General features: G+C 38.8%; 16 protein-coding genes and 1 other annotated feature. Of the genes, 2 read left to right on the forward strand and 14 right to left on the reverse strand.

Features of this window, described 5'->3' with window-relative positions; genetic code table 11:
* Positions 1-85 precede the first annotated feature (85 nt).
* From HMPREF2979_RS08750 to pepV, 4 genes are all read right to left on the reverse strand, one after another.
* Positions 86-3199 carry an LPXTG cell wall anchor domain-containing protein gene (locus tag HMPREF2979_RS08750; RefSeq protein ID WP_070656271.1) on the reverse strand — a complete coding sequence of 1038 codons (3114 nt, stop codon included), beginning with the start codon at positions 3197-3199 and terminating at the stop codon, positions 86-88.
* Between the two features lie 461 nt (positions 3200-3660).
* Positions 3661-7449, reverse strand: a complete 3789-nt coding sequence (locus HMPREF2979_RS08755) for a GbpC/Spa domain-containing protein (protein WP_070656274.1) — start codon at positions 7447-7449, stop codon at positions 3661-3663.
* Between the two features lie 373 nt (positions 7450-7822).
* Positions 7823-8407: a uracil-DNA glycosylase family protein gene (locus HMPREF2979_RS08760; RefSeq protein ID WP_070656277.1), complete on the reverse strand. Its 585-nt coding sequence runs from the start codon at positions 8405-8407 to the stop codon at positions 7823-7825.
* Positions 8408-8447: 40 nt separating this feature from the next.
* Complete coding sequence (gene pepV / locus HMPREF2979_RS08765; protein ID WP_070656280.1) at positions 8448-9854, reverse strand: dipeptidase PepV; 1407 nt, start codon at positions 9852-9854, stop codon at positions 8448-8450.
* A 361-nt stretch (positions 9855-10215) separates the two neighbouring features.
* Here pepV and HMPREF2979_RS08770 point away from each other — a divergent pair, with 361 nt between their 5' ends.
* Complete coding sequence (locus HMPREF2979_RS08770; protein WP_002885057.1) at positions 10216-10401, forward strand: 4-oxalocrotonate tautomerase; 186 nt, start codon at positions 10216-10218, stop codon at positions 10399-10401.
* Positions 10402-10473: 72 nt separating this feature from the next.
* On the opposite strand, the gene HMPREF2979_RS10500 is transcribed toward HMPREF2979_RS08770, so the two are convergent.
* From HMPREF2979_RS10500 to HMPREF2979_RS08805, 7 genes are all read right to left on the reverse strand, one after another.
* A complete protein-coding gene (locus HMPREF2979_RS10500) occupies positions 10474-10995 on the reverse strand; it encodes a DUF2798 domain-containing protein (protein WP_070656283.1) in 522 nt (173 codons plus the stop codon).
* Positions 10996-11080: 85 nt separating this feature from the next.
* A complete protein-coding gene (locus tag HMPREF2979_RS08780; RefSeq protein ID WP_070656286.1) occupies positions 11081-11554 on the reverse strand; it encodes a GNAT family N-acetyltransferase in 474 nt (157 codons plus the stop codon).
* Positions 11555-11597: 43 nt separating this feature from the next.
* On the reverse strand, positions 11598-11957 hold the full coding sequence (gene rplT / locus HMPREF2979_RS08785; RefSeq protein WP_002885090.1) for a 50S ribosomal protein L20: 360 nt from the start codon (positions 11955-11957) through the stop codon (positions 11598-11600).
* A 56-nt stretch (positions 11958-12013) separates the two neighbouring features.
* A complete protein-coding gene (gene rpmI / locus HMPREF2979_RS08790; protein WP_002885093.1) occupies positions 12014-12214 on the reverse strand; it encodes a 50S ribosomal protein L35 in 201 nt (66 codons plus the stop codon).
* 38 nt (positions 12215-12252) lie between these two features.
* Positions 12253-12783 carry a translation initiation factor IF-3 gene (infC, locus tag HMPREF2979_RS08795; protein WP_002885108.1) on the reverse strand — a complete coding sequence of 177 codons (531 nt, stop codon included), beginning with the start codon at positions 12781-12783 and terminating at the stop codon, positions 12253-12255.
* 13 nt (positions 12784-12796) lie between these two features.
* Positions 12797-12919 (reverse strand) — a sequence feature (ribosomal protein L20 leader region).
* A gap of 23 nt (positions 12920-12942) precedes the next feature.
* Positions 12943-13623: a (d)CMP kinase gene (cmk, locus tag HMPREF2979_RS08800; protein ID WP_002885119.1), complete on the reverse strand. Its 681-nt coding sequence runs from the start codon at positions 13621-13623 to the stop codon at positions 12943-12945.
* Between the two features lie 21 nt (positions 13624-13644).
* Entirely contained in the window at positions 13645-14295 is a 651-nt protein-coding gene (locus HMPREF2979_RS08805; protein ID WP_070656289.1) for an SAG1386/EF1546 family surface-associated protein, read from the reverse strand.
* 45 nt (positions 14296-14340) lie between these two features.
* Here HMPREF2979_RS08805 and HMPREF2979_RS10190 point away from each other — a divergent pair, with 45 nt between their 5' ends.
* Positions 14341-14538 carry a ferredoxin gene (locus HMPREF2979_RS10190; RefSeq protein ID WP_002890861.1) on the forward strand — a complete coding sequence of 66 codons (198 nt, stop codon included), beginning with the start codon at positions 14341-14343 and terminating at the stop codon, positions 14536-14538.
* On the opposite strand, the gene HMPREF2979_RS08810 is transcribed toward HMPREF2979_RS10190, so the two are convergent.
* The 3 genes from HMPREF2979_RS08810 to HMPREF2979_RS08820 form a co-directional block, all read right to left on the reverse strand.
* On the reverse strand, positions 14522-15022 hold the full coding sequence (locus HMPREF2979_RS08810) for an EbsA family protein (RefSeq protein ID WP_002890860.1): 501 nt from the start codon (positions 15020-15022) through the stop codon (positions 14522-14524). The two genes, HMPREF2979_RS10190 and HMPREF2979_RS08810, sit on opposite strands and share 17 nt — an antisense overlap.
* Positions 15023-15078: 56 nt before the next feature.
* On the reverse strand, positions 15079-16302 hold the full coding sequence (pepT, locus tag HMPREF2979_RS08815; RefSeq protein ID WP_070656292.1) for a peptidase T: 1224 nt from the start codon (positions 16300-16302) through the stop codon (positions 15079-15081).
* A gap of 79 nt (positions 16303-16381) precedes the next feature.
* Positions 16382-16966 (reverse strand): N-acetylmuramoyl-L-alanine amidase family protein (locus HMPREF2979_RS08820; protein WP_148132243.1); only part of this gene is annotated, 585 nt, incomplete at its 5' end.

Consider the following 16966-nt stretch of genomic DNA (forward strand, 5'->3'; position numbering starts at 1 on the left):
GCGAAACGGACTTAAAGTCACAAAAATAAAAACTAGATTCTAAATAGAATCTAGTTTTGATGGGGAACTAATTTAATAGGACCACTTAATCTTCTTTACGACGTTTGAAGAATCCTACAAAGGCTGCAAAAATCATTGAAAGAAGTCCAATAAATCCAGCATTGCTAGTGTGCTCACCAGTTTGTGGCAACTCAGCTTGAGGCACTACAGGAACTTCAGTATCTGGAGTTGGTGTAGTTGGTGGTGTCACTGGAGTTGGAGGAGTAACAGGTGTTGGTGGTGTTTGAGGAGTAGTCGGTGGTGTTGGTGGTACCACGTGAGACTCTCTCTCAACGACATAGTTCTTGTGCCATACAACACTTGGTTTTTCAGGAGTTTTAGGTTCTACTGGTTTAGCAGGAACTTCAACTACTTTTGGTGTTGGTGGCGTTGGTGCCGTTGGACCTGTTGGTGGTGTTGGTTCAACCGGTTTTTCTGGAACTTCAACCACTTTTGGTGTTGGTGGCGTTGGTGCCGTTGGACCTGTTGGTGGTGTTGGTTCTTGTGGTTTACCAGGAACTTCAACTACCTCTGGAGTTGGTGGCGTTGGTGCCACTGGCTCTTTTGGAGGGGTTGGTGGTGTTGGTTCTTGTGGATTGATACCAACTGTTTTAACGACTGGTTTAACCGGTGCTGTTGGTGGTGTTGGTGCCTTAGGTTCTTCAGGTTTTTCACCCGGATTCTTAGGCAAACCAAGGTTAGAGTTGATTGCGAACCAGTAAACTGTTGGTGCACCATCAGCATTTGCACCATCAGCAGTAAATACCAAGTGACCATTAGTCATCTTGATACCTGCACCTCCATAGTAGAGGTAAGGTGAATCAGCGTTATCCCAACCTGTCAATTCTGATGTTGTCTCACCATTAAAGACTGCACCATGGTCAATGTATTGGTTATCATTGACTGATGTTACTTCTTTAGTGGCAGCATCATAAGTAACTGATGATTTTGGAATAGCGATAAATTGGTTATCACCAATATTTACATATTCTTGGTGGCGTGTTGATTGGTATTTTTTCTTAGGTGTGAATGTAATCAAACTAGTTTCAGCAGAAACGCTGTATGAACCAATAACATCATCTTTATCACCAAACGTATAATCTTGGTTACCAAGAGCGTGTCCATTACCGCTACCTGAAGCATTAAGAGTTGTTACATCAGATGGAATTTCACGTGAGACAACCCATTCTGAACCATTCCAGTCAGTGATAGGAACCACTACCTTAAGTGGGTTCTCATCTGAAATGTTAACTGTAGCTCCACCAAAATCTGCATAACCAGATTTTGTAACAACTTCACCGTTTTGGATTGCCAAAGTAGAACCATCTGCGTAAGGATTGTAAGTACCGCGAACAGTATTACCATTAACGTCTTTCGCTTCTACTGTAAGTGGACGTGGGCGCTCAGATGTTTCAACATATGCTGCACCGTTCCAGTGGTTAAGTGAGTTAAGTGCTACGATAGCATTACGCTCACTAAGGTTGAACATTTTACCATCTTTATCGTAAAACTCAACATCTACAGCTACTTTAACTGGTTTATCTTGATCAGTTGATGCTCCAACTGTCATAGTTACTGTTGGATCCTTACTGATTTTCGCGATACCTTTTCCGTCGTTTGATGGAAGGCTAACGATTTCGTAACGGTATACAACACGTTTGATTGCTGATGCTTCATTTTCAACAAGCATGCTTGATTGGTTCAAGCCATCATAAGTAACAACAAATTTGTCACCTTCTTTAACTTGAATCCACTCGTCTTCAGTATTTGTCCAAGGGCTATTTGAAACAATGTCAGATGCTTGTAACTTGTTAGAGTCATATTGGAAAACATTACTTGTGTTAAGACGCTCTTGTGCTTCTTTTGTCAAGTAGTTGCTTACACCTTCAACTTTGTGTGTCGCATCGTTTTCACGTTGGAAAGTCAATTCTTGAACAACTTCAGCATCTTTAAGGTTACGATATACAGGATCATTCATGTATTTATCGTAAGCTGTTTTAGCATCTTGGTATTGTTTAAGTGCTGTTTGGTAGACAGCTAATTTGTTTTGATACTCAAGGTACTCTTGGTCATATTTAGCTTTTTGCTCATTGTAGACAACCAAGGCTGCTTCGTATTTAGCTTTAGCATCTGCATTGTATTTTTCAATAGCTTGTTTTGTTTCAAGATCTGCTTCATAAGCTGTTTTCTTAGCGTTATAAAGTTCAAGATTCTTGTCATATGCTACTTTTTCTACATCATATTTAGCTTTTGCTTCATTGTATGCTGCTAGCTCAGTTTGATATTTAGCTTCAGCTTCAGCGTTACGTTTTTCAGTAACAACTTTTTCAGCTACTTTATTATCATAGTTAGCTTTTTCAGCATTGTATTTAGCTTTATCGCTATTGTACTGAGCAAGGGCTGCTTCATAATCAGCTTTTGCTTGGTTATATGTTACCAATTCTGCTTGGTATTTAGCTGCAGAAAGCGCATTTTCTTTATCAGCGGCTTCTTTTTCTGCTACCTTAGCATCATAAGTAACTTTCTTAGTCTTGTACTCTGAAAGAGCTGAGTCATAAGCTTGCTTAGCAATTTGGTATTGCTCTGAAGCTTTATCATAAGCTGTTTTTTCAGTATCGTATTTAGCCTGAGCTTCAGCATTTGTTTTATCAGCAAGTGCTTTCTCAGCTAATTTGGCATCATAGTTTGCTTTTGCTTTATCATAGTCAGCTTTATCTGACTTGTATTGTTCTTTAGCCGCTTTATAATCAGAAACGACTGTATTGATTTTCTCTGCTTGTGATTTATTATCTGCAGCAGCTGCTTCAACAGTTTCTTTGGTTTGAGCAGGTTCTTCCTTAACCTCAACCCCTTCGTTAGTTGCAGCTGTTTTTGCAGCTTCTAAGCTTGTATTTGTTACTTCACTTGTTGTAACAGTTGTGTTGCCTTCTTCAGTAACGTTAACAACTTTCTTTTCAGTTGAATCTGCTACGGCAGAAGTGCTTTCTTCAACAGCATCTGTTGCTTCAACTGCTGGTGTTGCTGAATCTGTAGTTGTTGCTACTTCATCAGCGCTAGCATTTGAAGCTCCTACTGCAAGAACTGCAGTCCCCAAAAGAACAGAAGCCGCACCAAGGCTAGACTTTCTGAGTGAATAACGTTGTAATTCCTTTTTCCCCATTTAAATTACGTCCTTCTATATTTAGTTATGTTCATATTCTAACAAAAGAAAGAACCATGTCAATTTGAGATATCTCATAAAAACACGCATTCCTTTAAATTCGATTAGATTCTTAAATTCAAATACTTTTTAATATCAAAACATTTGATAGAAAAAACCCTATTATTAATAGGGTTTACGTTACAAATAGGCGGTTTAATTTTATAATATCTAATCCGATTAGCTTTAATGTTTTTTTATTGAAAAGATTATGAAAAACAATCAACTATAAGCTTTCATTTTACTTTTCATAGTGATATTCAGCTTTAGGATAGCTATTTCACCTAAATCATGTCCTCTCGTTTGTCCTATTAGTTTTAACATTCAAACTTATTCAGTTCGTTAAAGAGCAAATAATAGGTAACAAAAAAAGACTAGACTGTCTTGCATGGCAAAACAACCTAATCTTTGATTTTATCTTATTAATGTTTACGTTTACGAGCTGACCATAGTCCTGTAAGGGCCATTGAAAGCAAGCCTAGACCTGTTACAGATGCTAATTTTTGGTTAGAGTCACCTGTTTCTGGCAATACGGCGCTATTAGTTCTTGCTGTTTCTTGCTTATCAACTACAGAAGAAGTTGGTGTAACGCTTGGTCCTGTAGGTGTTCCAGGAGTTTTTGGTTTTTGAGGAGTTGGTGGCGTCGTTGGTACTGGACGTGTTACTCGCTCAACAAGATAATTTTTATGCCATTTTACCTTTGGAGCTACAAGTTCTTTAGGTGAAACAGGTTTATTAGGAACATTAACTGTGACCATAGTTGGTGGTGTTGGAGCTGTTGGCTCTGTTGGTGGCGTTGGTTTTGTTGGCTCACCAGGTACCTCTACAACTACAGGTGTAGGTGGAGTCGGAGCCTTAGGTTCTACTGGAGCCGTAATCTTACGTGGCTCTACTGGCACTTCAACTAAAGCTGGAGTTGGTGGCGTTGGAGCTTTTGGTTCTGTTGGTGCCTTAGGTTCCTCTGCATCAACTGTAACCACAGTGTAGTTAGGTTCTGTCGGTGGCGTTGGCGCTTTAGGTTCTTCTGGTTTGCTTGGTTCCGCTGGAACTTCAACAACTGTAGGAGTTGGTGGCGTTGGAGCCTTAGGCTCTGTTGGAGCTTTTGGCTCCTCAGCATCAACTGTAACAACTGTATAGTTAGGTTCTGTTGGTGCCGTAGGGGCTGTTGGCGGAGTTGGTTCTGTTGGTACCGCTGGAAGAACTTCCAATGTAATCGTTGGTGGTGTTGGAGCCTTTGGTTCTTCAGGAGCTGTTGGCTCTTTTGGCGCTTCACCTGGATTTTTTGGAATACCAACATTTGAGTTAATCGCAAACCAGTAAACTGTTGGTTGACCAGCAGCATTAGCCCCATTAGCCGTAAATACCAAGTGACCATCAGCCATCTTCAAGCCTGCTCCACCATAATAGAGATATGGAGAAGATGGATTATCCCAACCTTCAAGAGTCGTTGAAGATTCACCATTAAAGATAGATCCATGTTCAATGTATTGGTTATCTTTAAACGATGTCACCTCTTTTGTAGCAGAATCATAAGAAACACTTGAATTTGGAATTGGAATGTATTTATTGTTTCCAACATTTACAGATTCTTGGTGCTCTACATTTTCAAATTTCTTCTTAGGAGTAAAGATGATACGTCCTGAAGTTGGATCAATCGTATAAGAACCGATAACATCATCTTTACCGTCTAATGTGAACTCATCTGTTCCGATAGAGTGACCATTCCCAGCACCTGAAGCATTGACTGAAGTCGCGTCAACAACGGTTTCTTCACTAACTGTAAATTCACTACCATTCCACGTTGCTTTTTGTGCCACAATCTTGATTGGATTTTCAGCAGAGATAGTGACATCAGCAGTACCAAAGTCAACAGTTCCATTTTTAACAACAACTGCATTGTTTTCAATGCTCATTGATGAACCATCTGCATAAGGATCCCAAGTTCCACGAACAGTGTTACCATCTTTATCTTTGGCTTCTACTGTAAGGGCACGAGGTTTATCCCCACTATCTACATAAGAAGCACCTGTCCAGTGGTTAAGAGAGTTCAAAGCAACAATCGCATTGTGCTGTGTCAAATCAAACTTATTGCCATTACCATCATAGAATTCAACATCTACAGCAACTTTAACTGGTTTATTTTGGTCTGTTGAAGCACCGACTGTTAGTGTTACAGTTGGGTCTGAGCTAACGGCTGCAATTCCTTTACCGTCATTTGATGGAAGACTCAAAATTTCATAGCGATAAATCACGCGCTTGATTGGATGCATATCCGTATTTTCACGCATGCTTGACTGATTCAAGTTATCATAAGTAACAACAAAATTATCGCCTTCCTTAATTTGAATAAATTCAGTTTCATTATTGGCCCAAGGACTAGTTGCTACAATATCTGAAGCTTCCAATTTATTGGAATCATACTGATGTACATTGCTAGTATTCAAACGAGCTTGAGCATCACGAGTGAGATAAGCACTGATGCCATTGATGGTATGAATGGCTCCACCTTCACGTTGGAAGGTCAAATCTTGAACAGTTTCTACATCTTTTAGATCTTGGAAACCATTATCATTCATGTACTTATCATAGGCTGCTTTAGCATCTTTGTACTGTGCCAAAGCTGTTTGATATTCAGCAAGTTTTGTTTGGTAGGTAGCAAAGTCTTTGCCGTATTGTTCTAGGTCTACATTGTATTTTGCAAGCTCAACTTCATACTTAGCTTTTGCAGCATCTTCTTCTGCTTTAATGGCAACAAGTTGATCATAGGCTGCTTTATCTTTATCGTATTGTGCTTTCTTAGCTTGGTATTCTTGTAAATCTTTATCGTATTGTGCTTTAGCTGCATTATAAACAGCCATTTCTGCATCATACTTGGCTTTAGCTTCCGCATTTGCTTTATCAGTTGCTGCTTTTTCAGCTACTTTGGCATCGTAGGCTGCTTTAGCAGTCTTGTAGGTAGCTAAATCAGTTTGATATTTTTCGTAAGCCGTATTGTAAGCAGCAAGATCATTCTCATATTGCTCTTGAGCAGCCTTATCAGTAATTTCTGCTTGTGTTTTCTCAGCTACTTTAGCATCATAGGCTGCTTTTTTCGTATTGTATTCAGCTAGAGCGGCATCATACAAAGCCTTATTTGTCTTATATTCAGACAAGGCTGCTTCGTAAGTGACCATTTCCGCATCATACTTAGCTTTAGCTTCTGCATTAGCTACGTCAGCTGCTGCTTTTTCTGCTACTTTAGCATCGTAGGCGGCTTTGGCAGTCTTGTAGGCAGCTAAATCGGTTTGATATTTTTCGTAAGCGGCATTATAAGTAGCTAAATCTTTCTCATACTGCTCTTGAGCTGCCTTGTTTTCGATTTCTGTACGAACTTTTTCAGCTACTTTAGCATCATAAGCTTCCTTCTCAGCATCATATTTTGCCTTGTCTTTGCTGTACTGAGCCATAGCAGCTTCATAGTTCTTCTTAGCAGTTTCATAAACAGCCAACTGTACCTTGTAATCAGCTTCTGACTTAGCATTAGCTGCATCGGCAGCTGCTTTTTCTGCTACTTTAGAATCATAAGTTAATTTTTGAGTATTATACACTTCCAATGCTGCATCATAGGCTTTTTTATCAGCTTGGTATTTAGCTAAACCTTTTTCATAAGCAGCTTGATCAGTATCATACTGTGCTTTAGAAGCAGCGTTTGCTTTATCAGCTGCTGCTTTTTCGGCCACTTTAGCATCGTACTCAGCCTTAGCCTTATCATACTCAGCTACTTCTTTTTTGTGGCTTTCTTTTGCTTTCTGATAATCAGAAACAACCGTATTAATCTCTTTTGATTGAGCTTGATTGTCAGCAATAGCACCCTCTAGGGATGTATGTGTTTGAGGTGCAGTTTCTTCGACTTCTACCCCTTCTTTTACCGCAGAAGTTTTAGCATCCTCAAGACTATCAGTTGTAACAACACTTGTTGTTACAGTGGTATTTCCTTCTTCTTTGACAGAAACAACTTGCTTCTCTGAATGATCAACAGTCGTTGCCGGATCGGCAGCAGTATCTGTTAGCACAGAAGCACTAAGTGGTGTATCAGTAGCAGCTGAAGTTGAAACCTCATCTGCATGTACACCAGTTGCACCCATCGCAAGAATTGTTGTACCCAAAAGAACAGAAGCAGCTCCAAAGCTATACTTCCTGATTGAAAAACGTTGTGAATCTTTTCTTCCCATATCACAAATTTCCTTCTAAATTTTCTTAACACCTAAAGTCTATCACTTTTAAACTTTCTGTCAATGGAATTGTCTTAATATTTTAAAAAAATTACACTCATTTTCAATTTGTAAGTATTATTTAATTGATTCTTTAGTTTAAAAGGATAGCTACCTTAATTTTATATGTTACTTCTTCTGAAAATTAGAATTAAATTGTATAATATAAGCTTTATATTAAAGTTTTGTTAATTATTTTTGCGACTCTTTTTGTTAAAGTATCAAAAAGAGCCCCAAGGGGCTCAAATCTTTATATCATTTGGACATGTTCTAAATGTTGCTTCATTGATTTGATAACAATACCTAAAGACAATTCACGCTCATATATCAGAAATCATTGACTTAAGATTTTTTTGACCAAGGCCTTCAAATCTGGAACTACTTCTTCCATAAACCATGGATTTTTGGCTTGCCAAATATTATTTCGTGGAGAGGGATGAACGAGAGGGAAAAACTCAGGAAGGTAATCTTTGTAATTCTTAACTGTATCCGTTAATTTTGCCGATGATTTTTGATGTAAATAGTAACGCTGTGCATAGTTACCTACTAAAATCGTCAATTGAATATCAGGAGCTAAAGCAAGAACTTTCTCATGCCACTTGTCTGCAAATCCTTTGCGAGGAGGTAAATCACCTGATTTCCCATGACCTGGGAAATAAAAATCCATTGGTACAATAGCAAACATGCCAGATTCATAAAATTCTTCGCGTGAAACCCCCATCCAATCCCTGAGATTATCACCGCTAGGATCATTCCAGTAAAGGCCGGACTCTTGGGCACGAATACCAGGAGCTTGGCCTACGATATTAATTCGTGCCGTTTTTGGAATGGTAAACAAGGGTTTTATTCCTTGTTCCGTAAAAGATTTATTTTGTTCATCGGACATGATTGCTTGTGTTAATTCTTCAAGTGTTTCCATATTTTCCTCCTCAAAAAAGAGACAAAACTGTCTCTCTTTTTTATTTGATTAACTCATAGATAGCTTCTGCATAAATGGCAGCTGCACGGTACAAGTCTTCGACCTCAGTGAACTCATTTGCTTGGTGCATCGTGTTGACATAACCAGGGAACATAGCTCCATAGGCAACACCACGTTTGAGGAGACGTCCAAATGTTCCGCCACCAATAATTTGTTCATGACCTTTAAGGCCTGTTTGTTTCTCATAGACTGAAAGAAGAGTCTCTACCATAGGATCATCAACTGGTACATAGTGTGGCACATGACCATGTTCTGAGAGACTAACCGCCTTAGGACCTTCGAGTTTTTCAAGATCAGCCTTAATAGAGTCCGTATCAACCCCTTGAGGATAGCGGAAATTCAGAGCAATCGTATTATCTTCAGATTCCTTAGCGAAGTTAAATACACCAGCATTCATGGTCAATTCACCCATCTTAGGGTCTGTATAGGCAAGGCCTGTCTTTTCAGCGAAGAAATCCTTATGAAGTGTTTCAGCAATTAAATCCAAATACGTTTTAGCATTGCCTTGGAAATCAAATTGACTAAGGAAGAGTGCCAAGTATGTTGCCCCATTAATACCATTTTGAGGCATCATACCATGAGCTGATTTCCCATGAATAGTCACATGAAAAACACCTGCTTCTTCGGTCACTTGACCAGTTACTTCTTGTTCCGCAACAAAGTCTGCTAATTTGCCCTCAAGTTCTTGCAAAGTGATAGGTCCAGTAAAATCTGCACTTGCTGATTCAGGAACCATATTTTCACGCAAACCACCATTAAAGGACACAAGACTAAAGTCCCCATCATTTTGACCTTCAAAATGGAGATAAGCTGTAATATTTCCCTTTTCACCATTGATGATTGGAAATTCTGCATCAGGTGAAAAACCAAAATCAGGATCTTTCAATCCATTATGAGCGAAGTAATATTCCATATCGCCCCAACCAGATTCTTCATCAGTACCAACAATGAATCGCACACGCTTAGATACTGGAAGCTCGAGTTCTTTAATAATTTTCAAGGCATAGTAACAAGCCATTGTTGGGCCTTTATCATCTGATGACCCACGGGCATAAAGTTTACCGTCTTTGATTACAGGTTCATAAGGATCTGTATCCCAACCACTACCAGCTGGAACCACATCCAAGTGGGCAAAGATACCCAAAACTTCATCACCTTGACCAAATTCAAAGTCACCAGCATAATTATCAATATTACGAGTTTTATAGCCATCACGTTCTGCTAAAGCAAGAAAATGTTCCAAAGCTTTTACTGGTCCAGGACCAAATGGGTGCTTATCATCAACCTTACTGTCATCACGTTCTGAGTTAATACGCAAAAGACCAAAAAGGTCCTCCATCAAAGCATCTTTGCGCTTATCAACTTCGGCACGAAAATCAATTGTCATAATTTACTCCTTACTGTCTCTAGTTAGCATTATTTTACCATTTTTAGTAAGAGTTTTCATCCCTTATAAACAAAGCCAATAAAAAATGCAATCACTTACCTATCATCACAAGACACCTTACCATTTTGAATAGCATGTGAAACATTTCCTAAATCAGGAATGATCGAATCAAAAGTAATACTATTACTTTCAACTAGGAATGCTTTCTCTTAGCTACCGGCCTCTTTTTACTTTAGGCTTTACTATTGAAATCATTCGCATTGTAGCATTACGATAATATCATTACAAGAATTTCCATAAATTTTAGAATATTCTCTTAATTAATGCTATAATAGGACTATCAAAACTAAGGAGATGCATTATGCCATTTGTAAAAATTGATCTCTTTGAAGGTCGTACTGAAGAACAAAAAATCGAACTTGCACGTGAAGTTACTGAGGTTGTATCACGTGTTGCAAAAGCTCCTAAAGAAGCTATTCATGTTTTCATTAACGATATGCCAGAGGGAACTTACTACCCACATGGTGAAATGAAAAAGAAAAACTAATCATCATTAAGCAGTCACATCCGTGGCTGCTTTTAATATTAAAAGAACTGGAGAGAAACTCCAGTTCTATACTTAGATTATAGTTGGTAATTCGTCATCGTCTTCAAAATTCTCTACGGCTTCTTCACCAGGCAATGGTTTTTGCAGTTTTCCCAAGATAAAGCGTGAGATGGGACCAACTACTAGAAAATTAAGTGGTAAGGCCATGATAACATTTGTCAACCAAGCACGGCCATAGGATGAGAGCGTCACCGACTGACCGTTGTACACTAAGCCATAGAGCGACATAAAGGTTACCATGAATAGCGCCATGGTTCCAGAAATTGCTAAAATCTTCGCCCATCGTTTATCATGGGCTTTTACTTTATGTAAAATTGCAAATGCAATTGTCTTGGCTAGTGGTCCTACCAAAAGCATATCCAGTAAGAAAGCAACTACAAATCCAGGAAGATAACCTTGGAAAAAGTGACCCCAAGCAAAGGGAACAACTCCAGTCCAATCAAGGATAAGAAGATTCCAGAGACTCATCCCACAGACCATCATTCCACACATTAAAATCGTAAAAAGCAAAGCTTCTTTAAAATTACGAGGCATTAAAATTCTCCATTTCTAAAACTTCTCTCTCAGCATATCAAAAATTTTTATTCCTCGTAAGTTAAATTTCTCTCATGAAAACGTATTATTTTAGGAAAGTTTCCATTTCTGTATATCTCGGTTTCATACCTAAACGTTCGTAAAAACGTAGAGCACCCGCATTATCATTCCATACGTGAAGTGTCATATTATAACAACCTAACTCCTTAGCATAGTCCAAGGCAAATTGATAAAGCTTCTCTCCCAATTTTTGACCTCGAGCCTCCTTATCAACGCATAAATCATCAATAAAAAGAGTCTTAACAGCCTTTAGTGGACCATTATTATCAGATACTTCTTTAATCATTAAGAACAGATGGCCTAAGATACGGCCTTCTTCATCCTCATATACAAAAATAGGTTTAGTTTGATCATTAATCACTGCTTCTAACTCTACATCTGTAAATTTACTGCCTTCTGACTTAAAAACATCAGGGCGTGCATGATGATGCACTAGAAGAATCTGTCCCAATAGCTTCTGTAATCTTGGAATATCTTCTGCTCTTGCTAAACGAATCATAATTACCTCCATAAAAAAAGATGGGTACAACCCATCTTAATTCTTATTTACCAAGTTTTGCTTTAGCTGCATCTGCAAGAGCTGTGAAAGCAGCTGCATCGTTAACTGCCAAATCAGCAAGCATTTTACGGTTAACTTCGATTTCAGCCAATTTCAAACCGTGCATCAATTGTGAGTATGACAAACCGTTCAAACGAGCTGCCGCATTAATACGTGTGATCCAAAGTTTACGGAAATCACGTTTCTTTTGACGACGGTCACGGTATGCATAGTAGTAAGAGTTCATTACTTGTTCTTTTGCAGTACGGAACAAGATGTGTTTTGCACCATAGTAACCTTTAGCAAGTTTCAATACACGTTTACGACGTTTGCGTGATACAACGCCACCTTTAACACGAGCCATTTATATATTCCTCCGAATTAATTCTAGTTTAGTTAATTTGTAATGCTTTTAGCGAATTAACGCATTTGTGAAAGCATTGATTTGATACGTTTAAAGTCACCTGAATGTACCATTGACGCTTTACGAAGGTGACGACGTTGTTTTTTAGTTTTACCGTGGAAACGGTGAGATGTGAAGGCACGGAAGCGTTTCAATCCACCTGAACCTGTACGTTTGAAACGTTTAGCTGATGCGCGGTGTGTTTTTTGTTTTGGCATTTTAAAATTCTCCTCTTAAAATAGTGTTAGTTTGACAATTATTTTTTGTCAGGAATTGGTGCAAGTTGCATGAACATTTGACGTCCATCCATCTTCGCTCTTTGCTCAATAATCGCAATATCTTGCGTTTTTTCAGCAAATTCCGCCAAGACCTTAGCTCCGATTTCTTTGTGAGTAATCATACGACCTTTGAATCGGATAGAAACTTTAACCTTATTTCCTTTTTCAAGGAACTTACGGCCGTTACGAAGTTTAGTTTCAAAGTCACCTTTATCAATAACTGGACTCAAACGAACTTCCTTAACGGTAACAACGCTTTGTTTCTTACGTTGTTCTTTTTGTTTCTTTTGATACTCAAATTTGAACTTACCATAGTCCATAATCTTCGCAACAGGTGGCGTAGCTTGTGGTTGGATGAGAACCAAGTCAACATTTGCATCATCTGCAATAGCTTGCGCTTCTGACAATGGTTTAATTCCCAATTGTTCACCATCAAGACCAACAAGACGAACTTCGCGAACGCGAATTTCATCGTTAATGAATAGATCTTTCTTAGCTATGATCTTCACCTCTTTATTTTTTTAGAGAAAAACAAAGCGGACTTGATATACAAGCCCGCACACATAATATCCCTAAAGGGATTTGACATGTTGGGCCAGACAACCTAAGTCGCAAGGCGAGAAGTTCTCACTTCTGCTTTTCTCATTGTTAATAGTATAACAAGTGAGTCATCCTTTGTCAATAATTTTTTTTGCTTTTTCTTGAATAAATTCCACAACACCATCAATAGATACACCTGTAGTGTCAAAAGTGATGGCATCTTCCGCTGGTTTAAGAGGTGACACCTTACGATGGCTATCTTTATAGTCACGTTCAGCAATTTCTTTTTTTAGAGTCTCAAGATCAGCAGGAATTCCTTTTTCGATATTTTCCTTATAACGACGTTCTGCACGTTCATCAACTGAAGCAATCAAGAAAATTTTGAGTTCTGCATCAGGCAAAACCACAGTACCAATATCACGTCCATCCATGATAATAGCACCATCTTGAGCAATACGTTGTTGTTGCGCAACCAGTTCTTGGCGCACCTCAGGAATAGCTGCTACCCAAGAAACATTATTTGTGACCTGGTTATCACGAATGGGGTGTGTAATATCAACATCACCAACATAAACTTGCTGACTACCATCTGCAGCTTTTCCGAATGAAATCGGATGTTGAGATAGTTGCTCCAAAATTTCTGGTACATTTTCCTCAGTCAAACCATTCTGCAAGGCCAAATAAGTTGCAGATCGGTACATAGCACCTGTGTCAAGATAAGTATAGCCAAGATTTTTTGCAATAATCTTGGCTACTGTACTTTTTCCACTTGACGCAGGACCATCAATAGCAATTCTAATATCTTTCATGATGTTCCTTTGCTTTTAAAATTATTGAACGTTAACCACATCACCTGGGTTAGCATACCAGTAACCACTTGTCATGTGATCAGGGTTAAGACGTTCCAACTCATCTACAGAGATACCTGCACGTGCAGCGATAGAACCAGCACCTTCACCAGATTGAACAACAATTGATGAACCATCTGCTGCTGCCGTAGCACTTGATGGTGCTGTCTCAGCTGACTCAGTTGCATCTTCTTTTACTACATGTTTAGAAGAGCTTGATGCTTTAGTTGAAGATGATTTCTCTTTTGAAGATTTTTCTGTATTAGATTTCTCACTTTCCTCATCTTTGTTTGAGTCTTTCTTGCTAGATGAAGATTTAACAACTTTGCTAGTTGATGATGAGTAGAATCCAGATGATTCCTTAGATTCCGCAGTTTTGTTTCCACCGACATTTGAAGTATAGAAAACAAAGAACAAAATACATACAACAATAACAAAGAATAATCCAAGCAAGACTGTCAAGAATGATGAATTAATGAAGCCACCACCTTTTTCGCGTTTTTCATCAGAAGGAGTTACATCCTCTTCTTCTTCATAATCCTCAAACTCATCTTCATCATCTAGAAAATCAGCGTCAACTACTTCTTCCAACTCTTCGTCAGAAACCTTATCTTCCCATGGTTTTTTACTCATGATATTCTCCTTGTAAAAACAATAAATCTATTTTAAAATAATACTATGAAAGTATCATTAATTCCAGAAAAATGTATCGCTTGTGGTTTGTGCCAAACCTACTCTCCCGTCTTCGATTATGATGACGAAGGTATTGTTAGGTTCAGAGATAGCGACCAACTCAATCAAATTATTGAAAACACCCCTGAGACTTTGACTGCTGTCAAGTCTTGTCCCACTAAAGCCCTTATTTGCGAAGTTTAAGCTTGAGGGCTTTTTTTGATTCCTCATAAAAGGCAAAGTAATCAAAGTTAGTCATATGATCCAATAGCTCTACCTCACCTTTGAAATCAGGGTGAAGCGCTAAAGCATCTAAGAAATATTTCTTTGGCCACTTTCTCATATAAAACTGACGTTTTTTACCATTTTTAAAAATAAGGCTCAAGCCAGTTTTAATAACTTCGACTTTTTCAATATCACTAATTTTCACTTTGCGTGGTTTAAAAATATTGAAAGAAACAATACGCAGAATCCCATGATCTTCAATAATAAAGTAACGATGGAATCCTAAACCAAACAAGGCAACGAAAATAGTGAAGAGCATCAAAATATGTGAGGGCACCGAGTACAACTCGAACAGAAGGGCCGCCGCAATAAAGATTGGCGTGATGGCTAAAGACCAGTAGATGATTAGCCAAGATAATTCGGGTTGCCAATGGTAACGATACTTGCCGAAAATTTTAATCATCTCAGCACCTCCATTACTTCTAATTTTACCATAAAATCAGTATTTAGCAAGCTCTATTAAGGTTTACTGACAATTCCAAGAATAACATCTACGGCTTTTTCCATTGTCTGTAAGGAAACAAACTCATATCGACCATGCATATTTTCGCCCCCAGCAAAAAGGTTTGGAGTTGGAATGCCCATGAATGAAATTTTAGACCCGTCAGTTCCGCCACGAATAGGTTCAATAACTGGCGTAATATCCAATTCCTCCATAACACCCTTAGCCAACTCAACAGGCGTCATATCTTTTTCAATAACCTGACGCATGTTATAGTATTGATCTTTAAGTACTAAATCAACGCGTGTCAGACCATAAGCTTGATTCATTTGATCAGCAATCTCTTGGAAGGTTGCTTTACGATTTTCAAAGGATTCAGTTTCGAAGTCACGAATAATATAAGAAGATTTAGCTTCTTCAACAGTACCAGTCATAGTTTGAAGATGGTTGAAACCTTGATAGCCATCTGTCAACTCAGGGCGTTCTTCTGCTGGCAACTGATTATGAAAATCAATTGCTAACTGTAAGGCATTAACCATTTGATCTTTTGCTGTTCCAGGGTGAACATTACGTCCGTGGAAAGTAAGTTCTGCTCCTGCAGCCGAGAAGGTTTCATACTGCAATTCACCCAAAGGTCCACCATCAACAGTATAGGCAAAATCAACATCAAAATCTTCAACGTCAAACTTGTCAGCACCAATTCCAATCTCTTCATCTGGACCAAAACCAACTCGAATCTCACAATGTTTGATTTCAGGGTGAGCCTTCAAATAAGCCAAAGCTGTCATAATCTCAGCAATACCAGACTTATCATCAGCCCCAAGAAGTGTGGTACCATCAGTTGTAATAAGTGTTTGACCAAGATAATTATTGAGATTAGGGAAATCGGTTGGGTCTAGGCTATAACCTGAACTTCCAAGAGGAATGACCCCTCCATCATAAGAGTCAATAACTTGTGGTGAAACTCCTTCTGCATTAAAATCAGCAGTATCCATATGAGAGATGAAACCAATCTTACGTGTTAATTGGTCATCATTCGCTGGAAGAGTTGCCACTAGGTAACCATTACTTTCCAAATAATGGATATTGGACAAACCCAGTTCTTCTAATTCTGGTTTTAGAACTTTCAAGGCAAAATCTACTTGACTTTGTGTTGTTGGCGTTCTTGTTGCATTTTCATCACTACGTGTATTGATTTTGACGTAACGTAAAAAACGCTCTAAGAGTAAATCGTAGGCCATAAGCACTCCTTTTGTTGTATTTAGTATTTACCTCAATTATAGCATAAAAACCCATCATAATGATGGGTTAACATATAATTCAAACTTTAGATTCTTTTTCGTAGTAAGACTTAATCCCTGCCACAATTGCGTTAGCTAAAGTCTCCTGATAAGCAGAGGTATTCAAACGGGCTGCTTCTTGAGGATTTGACAAGAAACCAAGTTCAAGAAGGACTGCCGGCGCTGTCGTTTCACGCAAGACCGCAAAGGTTTGGCGTTTCACGCCTTGGTTTTGAGCGCCAGTCGCATTAATCAAGCTAGACTGGATGGCATTGGCCAAGGTGTCACTCATGGTCAAACGAGTCGGATTAGCGTGGTAGGTCGCATTAATACGTGATGGGTATTCTGCATAAGGTTGGTAATAATAAGTCTCAATACCCTGTGCTGCAGAACTTCCTGAAGCATTGATGTGAATACTTACGAAGATATCAGATTCCGAGGCATTGGCTGCACGTGAACGGTCCGTCAAGTCGACATAAGTATCACTTGTGCGAGTGGTTACAACTTGATAGCCTTCTGCTTCTAGTTTAGCTTTCACGCGACTTTGGATAGCCAAGGTCAAGCTCTTTTCAGAAATGCCAAAATAAGAAGCACCTGGATCATAGCCACCATGACCAGCATCGAG

The sequence above is a fragment of the Streptococcus sp. HMSC078H12 genome, assembly GCF_001814615.1.
Taxonomy (GTDB): Bacteria; Bacillota; Bacilli; order Lactobacillales; family Streptococcaceae; genus Streptococcus; species Streptococcus salivarius_F.

Excerpts from the sequence above, each read along its gene's own strand:
- HMPREF2979_RS08750 (WP_070656271.1), bottom strand. The coding sequence starts at position 3,199 with ATGGGGAAAAAGGAATTACAACGTTATTCACTCAGAAAGTCTAGCCTT.
- HMPREF2979_RS08755 (WP_070656274.1), bottom strand. The coding sequence starts at position 7,449 with ATGGGAAGAAAAGATTCACAACGTTTTTCAATCAGGAAGTATAGCTTT.
- HMPREF2979_RS08760 (WP_070656277.1), bottom strand. The coding sequence starts at position 8,407 with ATGGAAACACTTGAAGAATTAACACAAGCAATCATGTCCGATGAACAA.
- pepV (WP_070656280.1), bottom strand. The coding sequence starts at position 9,854 with ATGACAATTGATTTTCGTGCCGAAGTTGATAAGCGCAAAGATGCTTTG.
- HMPREF2979_RS08770 (WP_002885057.1), top strand. The coding sequence starts at position 10,216 with ATGCCATTTGTAAAAATTGATCTCTTTGAAGGTCGTACTGAAGAACAA.
- HMPREF2979_RS10500 (WP_070656283.1), bottom strand. The coding sequence starts at position 10,995 with ATGCCTCGTAATTTTAAAGAAGCTTTGCTTTTTACGATTTTAATGTGT.
- HMPREF2979_RS08780 (WP_070656286.1), bottom strand. The coding sequence starts at position 11,554 with ATGATTCGTTTAGCAAGAGCAGAAGATATTCCAAGATTACAGAAGCTA.
- rplT (WP_002885090.1), bottom strand. The coding sequence starts at position 11,957 with ATGGCTCGTGTTAAAGGTGGCGTTGTATCACGCAAACGTCGTAAACGT.
- rpmI (WP_002885093.1), bottom strand. The coding sequence starts at position 12,214 with ATGCCAAAACAAAAAACACACCGCGCATCAGCTAAACGTTTCAAACGT.
- cmk (WP_002885119.1), bottom strand. The coding sequence starts at position 13,623 with ATGAAAGATATTAGAATTGCTATTGATGGTCCTGCGTCAAGTGGAAAA.
- HMPREF2979_RS08805 (WP_070656289.1), bottom strand. The coding sequence starts at position 14,295 with ATGAGTAAAAAACCATGGGAAGATAAGGTTTCTGACGAAGAGTTGGAA.
- HMPREF2979_RS10190 (WP_002890861.1), top strand. The coding sequence starts at position 14,341 with ATGAAAGTATCATTAATTCCAGAAAAATGTATCGCTTGTGGTTTGTGC.
- HMPREF2979_RS08810 (WP_002890860.1), bottom strand. The coding sequence starts at position 15,022 with ATGATTAAAATTTTCGGCAAGTATCGTTACCATTGGCAACCCGAATTA.
- pepT (WP_070656292.1), bottom strand. The coding sequence starts at position 16,302 with ATGGCCTACGATTTACTCTTAGAGCGTTTTTTACGTTACGTCAAAATC.